The organism is Sorangium sp. So ce394, assembly GCF_051474665.1.
Classification (GTDB): Bacteria; Myxococcota_A; Polyangia; order Polyangiales; family Polyangiaceae; genus Sorangium; species Sorangium cellulosum_D.
In genome coordinates this window covers 1,870,681-1,887,616 of sequence record NZ_CP150339.1, presented here as the reverse complement: position 1 = coordinate 1,887,616, position 16,936 = coordinate 1,870,681, and the positions used below count along the sequence as shown (strand labels likewise).

Here is a 16,936-nt window from a genome sequence, read left to right as displayed (position 1 = left end):
GCCGGGCTTCGTGGGCCGGCGCGGGCGCACGCGCGGCCCGGCAGGTGTAATGAGCTCGCGGCCGGTGCGTCGTCCCCCGGCGAGACCCCAAGGAGGAGACGCCATGCAGACGAACGTTCGATACGTCCACGCCCTCGGCCCCGCCGCCCTGACGCGCTTCTACGACCCGGCGATCCGGCTGCTCTTCCGCGAGGAGGCCTTCCGGAGCCAGCTCGTCGCGAATCTGGAGCTGGCCCCCGGCCAGCGGGTGCTCGACGTGGGCTGTGGCACCGGCACGCTCGCGGTGCTCGCGCAGCAGCGCTGCCCCGGGGTGGAGGTGCACGCGGTCGACGGCGACGCCGAGGTCCTCGCCCTCGCCCGCGCCAAGGCCGCGCGCGTCGGCGCGGGCGTGCGCTTCGAGCGGGCCATGGCGTGGGCGCTGCCGTATCCGGACGGGACCTTCGATCGCGTGGTGTCGAGCCTCATGTTCCACCACCTCGCCGCCGACGACAAACGGCGGACGGCGGAGGAGATCCTCCGCGTGCTCCGCCCGGGCGGCGCGCTGCTCCTCGCCGACTTCGGGTCGCCGCGCAGCGCGCCGGGCCGGGCGGCCGTGCGGGCGCTCCGCTGGTTCGACCGCATCGCGCACCGCCACGACGACGCCCTCGCGCGCCGCTTCGACGACAACCTCGCAGACCGGCTCCCCGAGGTGCTCACCGGCGCCGGGTTCCGTGACGTGGCCGAGATCGACCGGATCGGCACCGCGATCATGCCGATCGCGACGGTCAGGGGCCACAAGCGCGCCGACGCCCCGCAGGCCTGAGCGGCGCACGGGCGCGCGACGAGGTCGACGAGCGCCGCCGCGGCCGCGCGAGGCGGCGCGGGGCGCGCGTTGCTCCGCCTCTCCGCCGCGGGTACAGTCGGCGGGGCATGCTCGTCACGACGGTGCTGGCGCGCGAGGCCATCTCGGTGCTCGACTACCGGTGCAGCGCCGGCCCCGCCGACGCGCCCTTCATCGAGCAACACCGCGGCTTCTCGCTCTCCTACGTGCGCAAGGGCAGCTTCGGTTACCGGGTCCGGGGGGCGTCGTTCGAGCTCGTCGCCGGGTCGCTCCTCATCGGCCACCCCGGCGACGAGTACATGTGCACGCACGAGCACGTCCGCGGCGACGAGTGCCTGTCCATCCACCTCGCGCCGCCGCTGCTCGACGCGCTCGGCGCCCCGACCGAGGCCTTCCGGACCGGCGGCGTGCCGCCCCTGCCCGAGCTGATGGTGCTCGGCGAGCTCGCCCAGGCGGCCGCCGACGGCAGGAGCGACATCGGCGTCGACGAGGCGGGAATGCTCTTCGCCGCCCGCTTCGTCGAGGTCGCCTCCGGGCGGGAGCAGCGGCCGCCCGAGGCCCTCGCGCGCGACCGCCGCCGCGCCGTGGAGGCGGCGATCTGGCTCGACGAGCACGCGCACGAGCCGGTCGATCTCGAGGGCGCCGCGCGCGAGGTCGGGCTCAGCCCGTTCCACTTCCTGCGGCTGTTCGCGCGGGTGGTCGGCGTGACCCCGCACCAGTACCTGGTCCGCGCCCGCCTGCGCCGCGCGGCGCGCCTCCTGGCCGACAGCGCCCGGTCGATCACCGACATCGCGCTCGACGTCGGGTTCGGCGACCTCTCCAACTTCGTCCGCACCTTCCACCGCGCCGCCGGCGTCTCCCCCCGCGGCTTCCGCCGGGCGGCGCGCGGGGATCGCAAGATCTTCCAAGACCGGCTCGCCGGGCGCTCCTAGGATTGCCGCCGGACGCGGGCGCTCGGCCCGCGCCGCCCCTCATGACGGCACACGGTTTCCTCCTCTTCGATACGGCGATCGGCCGGTGCGGCATCGCGTGGGGCGCGCGCGGCGTCGCCCTCCTGCAGCTCCCGGAGGGGCGCGAGGAGGGCACGCGCGCGCGCCTGCTGGAGCGCATGCCGGGCGCGCTCGAGGCGCCGCCCCCGCCCGACGTGCAGCGCGCCATCGACGGCATCGCCGCGCTCCTCCGCGGCGAGGCGAGCGATCTGTCCGGCGTCCCGCTCGACATGGAGCGCGTGCCGCCGTTCCACCGCCGCGTCTACGAGGTCGCGCGCACCATCCCGCCGGGCGCCACGCTGACCTACGGCGACATCGCGGCGCGGCTCGGGTCGATCGGCGCGGCGCGCGCCGTGGGGCAGGCGCTCGGGCGCAACCCGTTCGCGATCCTCGTGCCGTGCCACCGCGTGCTCGCGGCCGGCGGCAAGGTCGGCGGCTTCTCCGCCGACGGCGGCGTCACGACCAAGCTCCGCCTCCTCGAGATCGAGCGCGCCCGGCCGGCCGGCGCGCCTCAGGCCGGCGGCGGGGCGGCCGGCGCGCCTCAGGCCGACGGCGCGGCGGCCAGCGCGGCTCAGCCCGGCGACGGCGGCGCGTACGGCTTCGATCCGGCCGTCGCCGTCGAGCGCCTGCGCGCGTCCGACGCGGCCCTCGGGCGGCTCATCGATCGGGTCGGGCCGTTCGGCATGCGGCTCGACCGGACGTCGAGCCTCTTCCTCGCGCTCGCCGAGTCGATCGTCTACCAGCAGCTCACCGGCAAGGCCGCGGCGACCATCTTCGCGCGCGTGCGCGCGCTCTTCCCCCCGGCGCACGAGGGCTTCACGCCCGAGCAGCTCCTGCGCGCCTCGGACGAGGAGCTCCGCGCGGCCGGCCTCTCGCGCGCGAAGCTGCTCGCGCTGCGCGACCTCGCGCGGAGGACGAAGGACGGCGAGCTCCCCACGCTCGCCGAGGTCCACGGCATGGACGACGAGGCGATCATCGAGCGCCTCACGCAGGTGCGCGGCATCGGCCGGTGGACGGCGGAGATGCTCCTCATGTTCCGGCTCGGCCGCCCCGACGTGCTGCCCGTGGACGACTACGGCATCCGCAAAGGTTTCGCGTTCGCGTTCAAGCAGCGCGACCTGCCGGGGCGCAAGGACCTCGAGCGGCGCGGGGCGCGCTGGAAGCCGTACCGCACGGTGGCGAGCTGGTACCTGTGGCGCGCGGCGGAGCTGGCGCGGGAAGACTGACCTCGCGCTCCCGCGGCGGCCGGGGCTGTCCCCGCGCCGCGCCCGAGGCGGCGCGGCTGTCGGCCGGCCCTGGCCTTGAAGCGCGGCCTGCGCAGGGGTCGCCTGTCAGGCACGCTCTGACGTTGGCGGTTGCAGAAACGCCACAGCGGGCTGTGCCGCATGGCGCGCGGCCGCGCGCACGACCTCCGGAGCACGCGCGACGGCTGGCCGGCGTCGATGCGCGGGGTTAAGTTCTCGCCGGCCACAGAGCGAAAGCGCCGCGTGGAGCGCCGCACGACGTTGGACAAGGGTCGCCGTCCCGACGGCGCCAGAAGAGCACTGGAGGAGCACGACAGTCATGCTGAAGAACCTCGAAGGGCAGCGCGTTCCGGATGTCACGTTTCGCACGCGTGTCGACGGTCAGTGGAAGGACGTGACCACGAAGGACGTGTTCGCGGGCAAGAAGGTGGTGGTGTTCGCGCTGCCGGGCGCCTTCACGCCCACCTGCTCGAGCAGCCATGTGCCGCGCTACAACGAGCTCGCGGCAGAGTTCAAGCGGCGCGGGGTCGACACGATCGCGTGCATCTCGGTGAACGACGCGTTCGTGATGGATGAGTGGTGCAAGGCGCAGGAGGCGGACAAGGTCCTGTTCCTGCCCGACGGGAACGGGGAGTTCACCGAGAAGATGGGGATGCTCGTCGACAAGGCGAACCTCGGGTTCGGCAAGCGCTCGTGGCGCTACTCGATGCTCGTCGAGGATGGCGTCATCAAGAAGATGTTCATCGAGCCCGAGAAGGACGGCGATCCCTTCGAGGTGTCGGACGCGGACACGATGCTGAAGCACCTGGATCCGTCGTCGAAGGCGCCGAACGACGTGCTGATGTTCACGAAGCCGGGGTGTGGCTACTGCGCGAAGGCGAAGCGGCTCCTGGAGGAGCGGGGCCTGGCGTACGAGGAGGTGGCGGCCTCGCCGCGCCGGCTGCGGGCGGTGAGCGGGAAGTCGTCGACGCCGCAGGTCTTCATCGACGGGAAGTACATCGGCGGGGCCGACGAGCTCGAGGCGTACTTCGCGAAGGCCTGATTGACGGAGGCCTGGCTCCTCGTGGCCAGGTCTCTCCCTCTCGCTCAGGGGCGGTACCGCGGATCGTCGAGGAAGGCGGGATCGGTCAGCGACCGCAGGAACGCCGCCAGATCGGCCTTCTCGTCCGGCGAGAGCCCCAGCTCCTCGATCTGCGGATCGGTGGAGACATGGCCCAGACCGCCGCGATCGTAATGGTCGACGACGTCCTCCAGCGTCGCCAGCGATCCATCGTGCATGTAGGGGGCGCTCGCCGCAATGTTCCGCAGGCCGGGCACCTTGAATTTCCCGAGGTCTCCCGTCCGCCCGGTGATCCTTTGCCGCCCGACGTCGCCGCCGTCGAGGTAGGTGCCGTTGTTGAAGAAGCCCTCGTTGGTGAGCCTGCCGGCCGGGTGGCAATGGAAGCAGCCAGCTCGCTCGCTCAGGAACAGCGCCTCGCCGCGGCGCTCGGCGTCTCCGAAGCTCGTGTCGTCCCCGCGCAGGTGCCGGTCGTAAGGGCTGTCGGCGCTGACGATCGAACGGACGAAGCTGGCGATGGCCTGGCGCAAGGGCTCCTCGCCGGGCGGCCCGCCATAGGCATCCGCGAACGCCCCGACGTACGCGTCATCGCCGGCGACGCGAGCGACGGCCTCGGCGAGCGATAGACCCATCTCGTCGGGGTGCTCGATGGGCATCCCCGCCTGCTCTTCCAGGGTGGCCGCGCGGCCGTCCCACAGGAAGCTCTCGCCCCACGCCAGGTTCACAAGCGCGGGCGCGTTGCGCTGTCCCAGGTGGCCGTCGACCCCCCGGGAGACGGGGTCCGGCTCGGCGAAGGCGTGCTCCTGGCGGTGGCAGCTCGCGCACGCCACCTCGCCGGTGCGAGAGAGGCGCTCGTCGAAGAAGAGCCGCTTGCCGAGCTGCGCCCTCGCCTCGGTGAGCGCGTTTTCGGCCGGCGCCCTGGCCGCCGCGGCGCGCGCCGGAAACCCGGCGGGGATGGCGTCCGTGACGAGCGGCGGCACAGGTCCGGAGCCCACAGGCCCGCCGTCGCCGCATCCGCCCGCGAGGAGCAGCGCCGCCAGGCCGACGGCGCCTCCGCGGCTCGAGCTCGGCGTCACGGACCGAAGGCGAACACCGTCAGGTCGGGGAGGCTGCGCCGCAGGCGCTCGCCCGCGAGGAGCTCGTCGCCCACGGGCCCGGGCGGCCCCATGTACCCGGTCAGGTCGACGTCCGCCGTGGCGCCCGCGAAGACCTCGTCCATGGCGACCCGGACGACCTTGCCCGTCGAGCCGCTCTCGGGCACGGCCACGGCGCCTCGCACCTCGACCCTGGGGACGAGATCCATGACCAGGTTGCCTCCCATGTGGACCGCCGGCGGGACCGTCCCGTCGTCCGGATCGACGGGCTCACCTCCGGCCGGCGGATCCACCCTGCCCTCGTAGCGCAGCCAGAGGTAGCCGGTGTGCGGCCACGTCATCTGGGAGGCATCCGACAGCGGCGCGACGTTTTGCGCGGGCTGGGAGACATTGCAGGCCTGGTGCAAGCCCCAGACGAAGCTGACGCCTTCATAGCTGCCAGCCGGAGCGCGCAGCCGGAGCGTGGCCGAGCCCGGGTCCTCGGCGTTGTAGAAGTGGACCCCGTGAGGGGCGGGGGCGCCATCCGGGCCGACGATATCGACGGGCACGAGATCGCCGCCCGCCTGGATCAGCGCCGCGTGCGAGACGTAGAAGCGGGCGTTGAGCGGCGTGACGGTGCTTCCGTCCGGCGCGGCGTTCGGCTCGCCGAACACGAACGGCTCGTCGCCGAGGGCGAGCTCGAACGCGAGCTCGACGATGGCACCCTCGGTCCGGATGGGCGCCGGCTGCTGTGCGCAGCCGGCCGGCCACGTGGCCTCGGCCTCGCCGCCAGCGCCGCCCGCACCACCCGCGCCGCCGTCGCCGGGTGCTCCACCCGTGTCGCTCGCTCCGCCGGTCTTGTCGGGCTCGCTGCCGCCCGCGCCGCCGGTCCCGGAGGCCGTCTGCTGAGGCGAGGGCGCGCCGCAAGCGGCTGCCACGCCCAGGAGCACCCCGATGAAGCCGAACAAGCTAGGAGATTTCATGGCGGGCTCGATTGTACGCGAGGACGCCCCCCACGGGAACCGGTGACGCATCTCAGGGATGGGCGAGAGGACGCGATGTGTCCTCTCCCTGGCGCGGCGTTTTCTTGCTCGGCGTATTCGGCCTACTCGGTTTACTCGGCTTACTCGGCGTACATCTGGTCGATCACGCCGCGGAAGCGCTGCTCGATCACGTTGCGCTTCATCTTGAGCGTCGGCGTCATCTCGCCGTCCTGCACCGAGAACTCGCGGCCGAGGACCGTGAACCGCTTGATCTGCTCGAAGCTCGCGAGCCCCGCGTTCAGGGCGTCGATGTGCGCCTTCACCTGGCCGACCACCTCGGGGGTGGTGATCGCGGCGTCGCCGTTCAGGGCGCCACGGCCCTTCAGCTCGGCGAGCTTCGCCTCGGTCAGGGTGATCAGCGCCGAGAGGTACTTGCGGCCGTCGCCCACCATGCACACCTGACTGATGATCTCCGCCGCCTTGAGCTTCTCCTCGATCGGCAGCGGCGCGATCATCTTGCCGCCAGAGGTCTTGAGGATCTCCTTCTTGCGGCCGCGGATCTTGAGCTGCCCGCGCTCGTTCCACTCGCCGAGATCGCCCGTGTGCAGCCAGCCGTCCTCGAGCGCGGCCGCGGTCGCCGCCTCGTCCTTGTAATAGCCGACGAACACGTGCCGGCCGCGCGTCAGGATCTCGCCGTCGTCGGCCAGCTTGAACTCCACGCCGGGCACGGGCTTGCCCACGGTCCCCGCGCTCTCGACGCCAGGCTCGGTCATGCAGATGACGCCCGTCGACTCGGTCTGGCCGAAATCCTCGAGGATCTCCAGGCCGAGCGCGCGGAACCACGTCGAGATGTGCGGCGCGAGCGCCGCCGCGCCCGAGGCCAGCATCTCGGCCTTGCCCAGGCCGAGGGCGGCGCGCACCTTGCCGAGCACGAGCTTCTCCGCGAGCTTGAGCTGCAAGGCGTCGAGCGGGCTCGGCGCCCGCTTCGCATACTTCGCCTCGGCCACGCGCGCGCCGACCGAGAGCGCCCACTCGGCGAGCTTCTTCTTCGCGCCCTTGCCGCCGCGCACCTTCGCCATCACGCCTTCCATCATCTTCTCCCAGAGGCGCGGCACGCAGAGCAGCAGCGTGGGCTGCACCTCGGGGAGCTCGACCGAGACGTTCTCGAACTTCGAGCAGAAATTGACGGCATAGCGCTGGGTGATGCCGACCCCCACGTTCTGCAGCTTCTCGGCGATATGACAGAGCGGGAGGAACGAGAACATCGTGCCGCGCGCGAACGGCAGGCCCCAGTACTTCACCACCATGTCGGACGTGTAGGCCAGGTTGTCGTGCGAGATCATCGCCCCCTTGGGGTTGCCCGTCGTGCCCGAGGTGTAGATCAAGAACGCGCCGGCCCTGGGATCGATCGTCGCCAGGTAATCGGCGTACGTCTTCGCGCCCGGCCGCTGCGCGAGCGCGCGGCCCTCGGCCAGCGCCGATTCGTACGAGATCGCCTTCGGAGAGATCGACGTGTCGCCGTCGAAGACGAGGATCCATCGCACGCTGTCAGGGGCGGCGGATTCGCCCTTCTCCCCGGAGATCTTCTGGAAGTATTCCCGGTTTTGCACCGCGAGCAGCGTCGCCTCGGTATGCGTCAGGATGTAGTGGATGTCCTTCGCCGTGGAGTTCGGATAGAGCCCCGCCGACTTGCCCCCGACGAGCAGCGCCGCGAGATCGACGTGCACCCATTGCGGGCAGTTGTACGAGAGAATCGCGCCGATCTGGCTCGCGTCGAACCCCCTCGACTCGAGGAACAGCGCCAGGTGGTGGACCCGGTCGCGAACGTCTCGCGCCGTCAGCGTCGTCCATTCGCCCCCGGATTTGTAACGCTGGGCCGGCGCGTACGGGGATTCGTTGGCCCACTGATCCAGACGGTGGAGAACGGTGCTCATGGCATCTTCCTGCGGCCTCGGGGCCTCGGGTGGGTGATCGGAGCCCAGGATGCGGGAGCCGCCAGGGCATTGTCAATCAGCCTCGAAAGCGCGCTCGCGCGCCGGTCCACCACCGGAGGCTTCGGAGGCTCCGGAGCCTCCGGCCGCGCTCGACGCTGGCCGCCGAGCGCCACGACCTGATACGGTCGCTCCACAGGGACCTCACCTCGCGTAGCCGCCATGCCGCATGTCCCCGAGCGCTTTCAGATCGTCCGGCGGCTCGGGGCAGGCGGCTTCGGGATCGTGTACGAGGCGCTCGATCGCGCGCGCGGCGAGCGCGTCGCCCTGAAGACCCTCGCGCGCGTGAGCGCGCCGGCGCTGTACCGCTTCAAGCGGGAATTCCGGGCGCTGGCCGACATCGCGCACGACAACCTGGTCCGGCTCCACGATCTCATCGGCAGCGGAGACGAGTGGCTCTTCACCATGGAGCTCATCCACGGTGTGGACTGGCTCACCTACGTGCGCGGGCAGGGCGCCGCAGGCGGCGCCGCGCCAACCACGGCCCCCGCCCCGGCCCCGGAGACCCATCTCCCGAGCACGGCGCCCCCGGACGAGGGAATCGATCTCGACGCCACGCAGGAAGAAGCCGTCGTGCGCTGGCCCGCATCGCCCACGTCGATCGATGTCGGCGCGGACCATCGCCCGGAGGCGCGCGCCGACGTCGCGCGGGTGCGGTCGTCGCTCGTCCAGGTCGCCCGGGCGCTGCTGGCCGTGCACGAGGCGCGGCTCGTCCACCGCGACCTCAAGCCCTCGAACGTGCTCGTCACGCCCGAGGGGCGCGCCGTCGTGCTCGATTTCGGCATCGCCTCGCGCCTATCGCACAGCGGGCAGAGCGCGACCGACGCCGAGCAGCTCGTGGGGACGCCGCGGTACATGGCGCCGGAGCAGGTGAGCGCGCGCGCCGTCACGCCGAGCGCCGACTGGTACGCCCTCGGCGTGATGCTCTTCGAGGCGCTCGCAGGAGAGCCGCCCTTCGCGGGGACGCCCCTCGAGATCCTCGCCGAGAAGCAGCGCGCCGCGCCCCGCCGGCTCCAGGACGTCGCGCCGTGGGCGCCGGACGACCTCGCCAGCCTCGCCGACGATCTCCTGTGCACGGCGCCGGAGCGGCGCCCCTCCGGCCCCGAGGTGATCCGGCGCCTCGGCGGTGCGGGCAGCCCGGCGGCCCCGGCGCAGGGCGGCTGCGGCGCGCGCGCGGCGCGCCCGCCGCCCGGGCCGGAGCTCGACGCGCTCGCCGGCGCGCTCGCGCGGGCGCGCGGGGGGCAGCCCTGCCTGGTCCTCGTCCACGGCGCCGCCTGGGCGGAGCCGGGCGCGCGCGTGCGCGCCTTCCTCGACGGATGGGCCGAGGACGCGCTCGTCCTCGAGGGCCGGTGCCACGAGCGCGAGCAGGTGCCGTTCAAGGCGCTCGACGGCGCGATCGACGCGCTCAGCCGCCACCTCGTGCGGGCCCCGCCCGAGCAGGCCGCCGCGCTCATGCCCCGCGGCGCCGCCGCGCTCGCCCGCGTCTTTCCCGTGCTCGCGCGCGTCCCGGCCGTGCGCGCCTCGCCGCGGGGCCCCGCCGACGACGAGGGCGAGCCGCGCCTCCGGGCGCGCGCGTCGGCCGCGCTCCGCGACCTGCTCGGGCGGCTCTCCGATCGCCGCCCGGTGATCGTGTTCATCGACGACGCCCACTGGGGCGACGCGGACAGCGCCGCGCTGCTCGCGGAGATCCTGGCCCCGCCCGACCCGGCCGCGCTCCTGCTGATCGTCGCCCACCGGGCCGAGGGCGACGATCGGCAGGAGCGCGGCCCGCTGCTCGCGGCGCTCCGCGCCTCGCCGGCGATGGCCGCGGTGCACACCGTCGAGATCGACCTCAGCTGAACCCCGGCGCGAAGATCGCCGCGATGCGGGCCGGGTTCCGGATGCCCTGGCCCGCCATCCACGCGTCCGCGGCCTCGATCAGGGCGCGGCCCTCCTCCCCGCCGAGGAGCTGGCCGCGGCGGCGGCGGGCGCAGGCGGCGAACAGGGCCATCTCGCTCCCGTCGAACGCCGCCGCCGCCGCCTCGAGGAGCGAGAGCGCCTGGGCGGCCTCACCCCGCTGCGCCGCGATCGCGGCGCGCAGCGACGTCGCCATCGGCGCGACCCACGGCGCGCCCTCGCGCGAGAGCCGCCGCGCGTCCCGCTCCGCCTCGCCGAGCAGGCGCCGCGCGAGCCGGGCGTCGCCGGAGGCCGCGCGCGCGGCGGCCTCGAGCGCCGCCGAGGCGCGCAAATGATGAATCAATACGCGGTAGTACTGGAACCTCGGCAGGAACGACCAGGCGATCTTGCGCCAGCGGTCCCGGATCCGCCGCCGCGCCGCGAGCGGCGCCCCGGCGTAGAGATCGATGCGCCCGAGCGCCACGGTCTCCAGGCAGTCGAGGTGGTCGAACGAGCGGCGCGGCCACCGCGCCATGGCGGCCAGCACCTCGTCGCGCGCGGCGTCCGGCCGGTCCGCGGCGAGCGGCACGATGTACGTGAGCCCCACCCGGAAGAAGCTCGCGGCGTAGAGGTCGCCGCGCGCGTCGGCGTCGGCGATGCGCGGGGCCGCGAGCCGGGCCAGCGCGTCGAGCTCCCCGCGGTGGTAGTGGGCCACCATCATGAACCGGCTGCTCGTGCCGAGCTCCCACGCGACGCCGGCGCACCGCGCGCGCAGGAGATCCTCGGCCTCGCGGCAGAGCGCGAGGCCCTCGGCCCAGCGCCCGGAGAGGCACTCGACGACCCCGAGCATGCACTTGTTGACCGCGACGAGGTACGGATCGCCGACCTTCTCCGCGAGCGCCGCGGCCGTCGCGTAGCGCCGGTGCGCGAGGCGGCGCCCCACGACGTGATCGGTGCCGAGGTGCCCGATCTCGGTGGCGATGGCGCGGGCGAGGCGGTAGGGCTCGCCCGCGCGGAGCGCGAGGTAGAGGTGCCGCGCCTGGAGCGCGGCGCCCTGGAGGACGTCGGCCATCGCGAGCCCGACCGAGGCCGACCAGCAGATGTCGAGGCGCGTCAGGGTCTCGACCGGCAGCGCGCGCGCGTCGCGCTCCCGGAAGCGGAACCCGCGCAGGCGCAGGAGGATCCGCCAAAACAGGAGCGAGAGCAGGACCGCCCACCGGCGCTCGGCGAGCCGCATCCCCACCGAGGCGAGCACGCCCGCGAGCGCGCGCTTGCCCTCCTCGATGTGGCCGCTCACGAGCAGCTGCTCGGCGGCGCAGCGCCGCAGATCGAGGCTCTCCCGCGGCGCCGCGCCCTCGGCCGCGGCGGCGTACGCGCGGGCCGCCTCGGCGCCGCGGCCGGCGTTGCGCAGGGCGTGGGCGAGCTTGATCCGGAGCGCGCGCGCGTCGTCCGCGCCGGCCGCGCCGCCCGCGCCCGCCGGCGCCACCTCGAGCGCGGCGGCGTAGTGCTCCGCGGCGCGATCGAACGCGAGCGCCTCGGCCGCGCGATCGCCCGCCTTCACCGCGTAGTGCGCCGCCTTGTCGGCGCGCCCGCCGCGCCGGAAGTGCATCGCGAGCACGTCCGCCTCGGCCCGCCCCGACGCCTCCAGGACGGCGGCGAGCGCGAGGTGGACCTCCGCGAGCTCCGCCGCGCCGAGCTGCGCGAGCGCCGCCTCGCGGATGCGGTCGTGGAACGTCTCGAGCTCCTGCTCGTCGCGCTGGCCCCGCGTGCGGATCGCGCTCCCGGCCCGGAGCGCCGCGAGCGCGGCCTGCTCCTCGTCGGGGGTGAGCCCCGCGGCCTCCCGGGCGTCGCGGCGGCCGAGCGGCTTGCCCGACACGGCGACCACCTCGAGCAGGCGCCGCGCCGCCGCGGGCAGGCGCAGGAGGCGGCCCGCGAGCACCGACCCGAGCCGGACGCCGGCGCCGCGCGACGACTCGGGCGCGGCGCGCCCCTCGACCTCGCGCGAGAGCTCGAGCACGAAGAACGGGTTCCCCTCGGCCTCCTCCGCGATCGCGTCGGCCTGCGCGGCGGCCCGGTCGCTGCCGCCGAGGAGGGCCAGGGCGAGGGCGCGCCCCTCCTCGGGCGAGAGCGCGCCGACGGCGAGGGCGCGGACGTCGCCCGCGTCCGCGCCGGCCGCGTCGGGCGGGAGCAGCCGCGCCACGAGCTCGCTCCGCGCGGCGTCCTCGCTCCGGTAGCAGAGGAGCAAGAGGAGCGCGGGCGCGTCGGGCTCGCGCAGGAGGTCGGTGAGGAGCGCGGCGCTGTCGGCGTCGCCCCACTGCAGGTCGTCGATGAACAGGACGAGCGGCCGCCGGTCCGCGATCCGCGCGAGGATCTCGCGGAGGGCGGCGAACCCGCGCCGGCGGAGCTCCCGGGCGTCCGGGGGCTCGACCTCGCGCCGCGGCGCCCGGGCGATCGCGTCGACCTGCCCGAGCACGGGGAAGAGCCGCACGACCGCGTGCACGTCGCGCGGCATGAGCTCGGCGGCGTCCAGGCGGGGGAGGCGCGCGAGGTGGCGGCTGAGCGCGTCGATGAGGCTGTCGACGGCCTTGTACGGGACGGACTCCCGCTCGTAGCAGCGGCCTTCGAGGACGACCGCCTCGCCCGCGGCCGAGAGCTCGTCGAGGAAGCGGCGGACGAGGGCGGTCTTGCCCGCGCCCGAGGTCCCGTGGATGTGCACGGTGGTCGCCCTGCCGCCCCTCGCGCGCGCGAAGGCGCCGCGCAGCGCCTCGAGGTGCCCCTCTCGCCCGACGAACGGCGCGCCCGGGGCCGGCGCGCTGCTCCGGGCCCGGGGCCGCTCGGGCGCGCCGGCCTCGCCGCGGGCGCGGCCCTCCGCCTCGCCGTCCGGCGGCGAGAGCCGCCGGAGCACCTCGTGCGCCGGGGGCCGCTCGCCGGGCTCGGGCCGCAGGAGCTCGGCGCAGAGCGCGTCGAGGTCCCCCGGGATCCCGTCCGCCAGCTCGCTCGGCGGGGGCGGCCGGTCCCGCTGCTTCTGCACGATGACCTCGAGCGCCCCGCCCTCGAACGGCCGCCGGCCCGTGAGCGCCTCGTAGAGCATGACGCCCACCGCGTACCAGTCGCAGGCGGGCGACAGCGTCCCGCGCCTCGCCTGCTCCGGCGCCATGTAGGCCGGCGTCCCCGCGATGTGGCTGCCGCTCTGGTCGATCGAGCCCGTCGAGAGCTCCGTGACGAGGCCGAAGTCGAGGATGACGACCCGGCCCTCGGGCGTCACGAGCACGTTCGACGGCTTCAGGTCGCGGTGGAGCTTGCCGGCCGCGTGGAGCGCGGCGAGGCCCTGGGCGAGCTGCAAGAGCGCGCTCCGGAGCGGCCCCCAGCGCGGCGGCGGGGCGGCGGCCGGCGCGCGCGCGGCGCCGCCCAGGCCGCGCGCGGCGTCGTCCAAGCCGCGCGCGGCGTCGTCCAAGCCGCGCGCGGCGTCGTCCAAGCCGCGCGCGGCGCCGGAGGCGACCGGCTCGGGCCACGTCGACGAGACGACCGGCGCCGTCTCGTCCGGATCGCCGCCGGCGGGGGCGCGCATCGAGGCGCTCTGCGCCGGGGCGCGCTGCGCGGAGGGGCCGCGCACGGCGGAGAGGAAATCGGCGCCCTCGATGAGGTCCATCGTGAAAAACCACCGATCGTCCTCGGAAAACAGCTCGTGAAGCGCGACCAGGTTCGGGTGGACGACCTCGGACAGCGCCCGGAATTCGCGCTTGAACCGATAGAGCGCCACCGGGTCGAGGCGGTGGAGCGACTTCATTGCGACGCGCGCGCCTCGCTCGCGGTCGTGCGCCTCGTAGACGACGCCGAACGCGCCCTCGCCGAGGCGGCGGCCGATCGTGAATCGCGCTGTGCTGGAGAGCGGCCCCTGCATTCAATCGCTCTGCAATCCCGGCCTGCGGGCGGCGAGCCTACCATGCGGCGTGTCGCGGTTCCTGCATGTGCAAGCGGTCGCCGGCGCCCGCCGCTAGCCTTGCGCGCGCTGGTGCCGAATGAGAGAGTCGGCCGCGAGGGGATGAGCGAGGCCACGGCGTCCTGGGGTCCGACCCGAACAGATGACGCGCCCCGCGGGGCCGGCGAGGGCGGCTCGTACCTGCTCGTCGTGCAGGGGAGCTCCTCGTCGGTGCTCCGCCTCCCGCGCAGCGGCGTGGTGCTCCTCGGCCGCGGGCCCCGGGCCGACGTGCGCCTCCGCAACACCTCGGCGTCGCGCGAGCACGCGAAGATCGTGCTGCTCGACGGGCGCGCGCAGCTCGTGGATCTCGGCAGCCGGAACGGCACCCTGCTGAACGGCGTCCCCGTCGACGGCGCGAGGCCGCTCGGCTCGGGCGACGTCGTGTCGATCGGCGACACGGTGGTGGTGATGCGGTGCCCCCGCCCCGCGAGGAGCCGGCAGATCCTCGAGCTCGCCGAGCTGCGGCGCCGGATCGAGGCGGAGATCGACCGGGCGCTGCGCCACGATCGGCCGGCGGCGGTGATCGCCGTCCAGCTCGGGGCGGCCGCCGCCCGCGAGGCCGTCGCCGGCGCGCTGGAGCGCGAGCTCGCGGTGACCGATTTCGCGGGCTTCGAGGCCGACGACCGGCTGCTCGTGCTCCTGCCGGAGGCGGACGCCGCGGCGGCGGGCCACGTCGTGCAGCGGCTGCTCGACGCGGCGCGCGCCGCGGGCGACGCCTCGCCGGCGCGCGCGGCGCCGAGGGCCGGCGTGGCGACGGCGCCCGCGGACGGGTGCGACGCGGACACCCTGGTCGCGTCGGCGCGCGCCGCGGCGGAGGTCGCCCTGCCCGGGCAGGCGGCGGCCGCCGCGGAGGCGGTGACCACGCTGGAGATCGGCGGGCAGCGCACGGTGCTCGCCGACGCGGCCACGGTGCGCGTGTTCGACCTGATCCGGCGCCTCGCGGCGACGGACCTCCCGGTGCTCGTGACCGGCGAGACGGGCGTCGGCAAGGAGAGCGCGGCGCGCGCGCTGCACGAGTGGTCGCCGAGGGCGAAGCGGCCGCTCGTCACGCTCAACTGCGCCGCGATGCCCGAGAGCCTGGTCGAGAGCGAGCTGTTCGGCTACGAGCGCGGCGCGTTCTCCGGGGCGGCGGGCCCGAAGCCCGGCCTGCTGGAGCACGGCAGCGGCGGGACGGTCTTCCTCGACGAGATCGGCGATCTCTCGGCGAGCGCGCAGGCGAAGATCCTGCGCGCGATCGAGGCCAAGAAGATCCTCCGGCTGGGCGACGTGCGCGAGCGCGAAGTCGACATCCGCCTCGTCGCCGCGACGCACAAGGATCTTCAGGGAGAGGTGAAGGCGGGCCGCTTCCGGCAGGATCTCTATTACCGCCTCGGCGCGGCCACCGTGATCTTGCCCCCGCTCCGGGAGCGCCCTCGGGAGATCCTCGCGCTCTCGCGGGCGTTTTTGGCCGACGCGTGCGCGCGGGCGGGGCGCGAGGAGATGGTCCTGTCGACCGAGGCGACGGAGCTCTTCGCGACCCATGCGTGGCCGGGCAACGTGCGCGAGCTGAAGAACGTGATCGAGTACATCGCGGCGACGGTCAGCGCGCGCATCGTCGAGCGGGGGCACCTGCCCGCGCCGCTCGCGCCGGCCCCGCCGCGCGCCGAGAGCGCGCCGCCCTCCGTGGCGCCGGCGGGCGCCGCGGCCCCCGCCTCGGGGGGGCCCGGCCGGAGCTTCCGGCCGCTCGCCGAGGAGGTGCGGGAGCTCGAGCGCACGCGCATCGCCGAGGCGCTCGCCGCGGCGGGCGGGGTGCAGACGAAGGCGGCGGAGGCGCTCCACATGCCGCTCCGGACCTTCGTGCTGAAGATGAACCGCTACGGGCTGGCGAAGCGCAGGCGGTGACGCGCCGCCGGGCGCGGCTCCGAGCTGAGCGGGCGTGTCTCGGGGCCGCGGGCCCCCCCCTTCCGGCGCTCCGTCGGCGGGGCCGCGCTCGAGAGCAGAGGGCCCTCGCCGAGGGGACGAGGCGCCCGCCGCGCGATCAAATATTTACTTGCATGTATATATACCAGTGCGTATGTTTAGCCCATGCCCAGCTCGGAATTGTTCGAAGTGCTGGCCGACCCGACGCGGCGTCTGATCCTGGAGGCGCTGCTCGACGGCGAGCGCGCGGTCGGTGAGCTCGTCGAGCTCGTCTCGATTCAGCAGTCCGGCGTCTCGCGCCACCTGCGCATCCTCGGGGAGGCCGGGTTCGTGGAGGTGCGGGCGGAGGGCACCCGGCGGCTCTATTCGCTGCGCCCGGAGCCTTTCCGAGAGCTCGACGACTGGGTGGGGCGCTACCGGTCGCTCTGGGAGAAGCGCCTGGATCGGTTTGGCCAGGCGCTCGAAGCGAGACGAACGGCGCGAAACGGCGGGACCAAGAAAGGACGAAGTGAATGAACGCGACAGCCGAAAAAGCCACCATCCTCATCGAACGCACCTATCCGGCGTCGGTCTCCGAGCTCTGGGAGCTCTGGGCGACCAAGGATGGATTCGAGTCCTGGTGGGGTCCGGAGGGGTTCCGGGTCGAGGTCCACGCGCTCGAGCCGAAGGAGAACGGGCTCCTTCATTACACGATGATCGCCGACGACCCGAAGGTGATCGAGGCCATGAAGCGCGGCGGGCAGCCGACGTCCACGGAGGTGCGCGCCCGCTTCAGCGCCTTCTCGCCGCAGAAGGCCCTCACCATCGCGAGCGTCATCGACTTTCTCCCGGGCGTCGAGGCGTACGAGAGCCGCATCGACGTCCTCTTCACCCCGCTGGCGCACGGCGCTCACATGGCCGTGACGCTCCACGCGATGCACGACGCGCAGACCACGGAGATGCAGAGGGGCGGCTTCACGAGCCAGCTCGGAAAGCTCGACAAGCGCTATACGAAGTGAGGGTCCCCTCGCGGGGCGCTCCCGGCTC

At 74.3% G+C, this 16,936-nt stretch carries 12 protein-coding genes; 8 read left to right on the top strand and 4 right to left on the bottom strand.

The window, feature by feature from the left end:
- Nucleotides 1-103 precede the first annotated feature (103 nt).
- The 4 genes from WMF33_RS06895 (at nucleotide 104) to WMF33_RS06880 (ending at nucleotide 4,095) form a co-directional block, all read left to right on the top strand.
- Nucleotides 104-802, top strand: coding sequence for a class I SAM-dependent methyltransferase (locus tag WMF33_RS06895; RefSeq protein WP_437336378.1), 699 nt, complete (start codon nucleotides 104-106; stop codon nucleotides 800-802).
- Nucleotides 803-909: 107 nt separating this feature from the next.
- Nucleotides 910-1,752, top strand: a complete 843-nt coding sequence (locus WMF33_RS06890; protein WP_437336377.1) for a helix-turn-helix domain-containing protein — start codon at nucleotides 910-912, stop codon at nucleotides 1,750-1,752.
- A gap of 41 nt (nucleotides 1,753-1,793) precedes the next feature.
- Nucleotides 1,794-3,035, top strand: a complete 1,242-nt coding sequence (locus tag WMF33_RS06885) for a methylated-DNA--[protein]-cysteine S-methyltransferase (protein WP_437336376.1) — start codon at nucleotides 1,794-1,796, stop codon at nucleotides 3,033-3,035.
- Nucleotides 3,036-3,372: 337 nt separating this feature from the next.
- Nucleotides 3,373-4,095: a glutathione peroxidase gene (locus tag WMF33_RS06880; protein ID WP_061622110.1), complete on the top strand. Its 723-nt coding sequence runs from the start codon at nucleotides 3,373-3,375 to the stop codon at nucleotides 4,093-4,095.
- Nucleotides 4,096-4,139: 44 nt separating this feature from the next.
- On the opposite strand, the gene WMF33_RS06875 is transcribed toward WMF33_RS06880, so the two are convergent.
- From WMF33_RS06875 to WMF33_RS06865, 3 genes are all read right to left on the bottom strand, one after another.
- Nucleotides 4,140-5,186, bottom strand: a complete 1,047-nt coding sequence (locus tag WMF33_RS06875; protein ID WP_437336375.1) for a cytochrome-c peroxidase — start codon at nucleotides 5,184-5,186, stop codon at nucleotides 4,140-4,142.
- On the bottom strand, nucleotides 5,183-6,166 hold the full coding sequence (locus tag WMF33_RS06870) for an MbnP family protein (RefSeq protein ID WP_437336374.1): 984 nt from the start codon (nucleotides 6,164-6,166) through the stop codon (nucleotides 5,183-5,185). Before WMF33_RS06870 ends, WMF33_RS06875 begins: the two co-directional genes overlap by 4 nt.
- 140 nt (nucleotides 6,167-6,306) lie before the next feature.
- The gene (locus WMF33_RS06865) at nucleotides 6,307-8,100 is read right to left on the bottom strand and encodes an AMP-dependent synthetase/ligase (RefSeq protein ID WP_437336373.1); all 1,794 of its coding nucleotides are present in this window, start codon (nucleotides 8,098-8,100) and stop codon (nucleotides 6,307-6,309) included.
- A gap of 219 nt (nucleotides 8,101-8,319) precedes the next feature.
- On the opposite strand from WMF33_RS06865, the gene WMF33_RS06860 reads away from it, so the two are divergent.
- A complete protein-coding gene (locus WMF33_RS06860; protein ID WP_437336372.1) occupies nucleotides 8,320-9,996 on the top strand; it encodes a protein kinase domain-containing protein in 1,677 nt (558 codons plus the stop codon).
- Here WMF33_RS06860 and WMF33_RS06855 read toward each other — a convergent pair.
- The gene (locus WMF33_RS06855; protein WP_437336371.1) at nucleotides 9,989-13,933 is read right to left on the bottom strand and encodes a protein kinase domain-containing protein; all 3,945 of its coding nucleotides are present in this window, start codon (nucleotides 13,931-13,933) and stop codon (nucleotides 9,989-9,991) included. The genes WMF33_RS06860 and WMF33_RS06855 overlap by 8 nt on opposite strands.
- Nucleotides 13,934-14,044: 111 nt before the next feature.
- On the opposite strand from WMF33_RS06855, the gene WMF33_RS06850 reads away from it, so the two are divergent.
- The 3 genes from WMF33_RS06850 (at nucleotide 14,045) to WMF33_RS06840 (ending at nucleotide 16,908) form a co-directional block, all read left to right on the top strand.
- Nucleotides 14,045-15,892 carry a sigma 54-interacting transcriptional regulator gene (locus tag WMF33_RS06850; protein ID WP_437336370.1) on the top strand — a complete coding sequence of 616 codons (1,848 nt, stop codon included), beginning with the start codon at nucleotides 14,045-14,047 and terminating at the stop codon, nucleotides 15,890-15,892.
- Nucleotides 15,893-16,075: 183 nt separating this feature from the next.
- Nucleotides 16,076-16,426 (top strand): ArsR/SmtB family transcription factor, encoded by a 351-nt coding sequence (locus tag WMF33_RS06845; RefSeq protein ID WP_437336369.1) that lies wholly within the window; start codon nucleotides 16,076-16,078, stop codon nucleotides 16,424-16,426.
- Nucleotides 16,423-16,908, top strand: a complete 486-nt coding sequence (locus WMF33_RS06840; RefSeq protein WP_437336368.1) for an SRPBCC family protein — start codon at nucleotides 16,423-16,425, stop codon at nucleotides 16,906-16,908. The genes WMF33_RS06845 and WMF33_RS06840 overlap by 4 nt, the downstream gene beginning before the upstream one ends.
- Nucleotides 16,909-16,936: the final 28 nt, after the last annotated feature.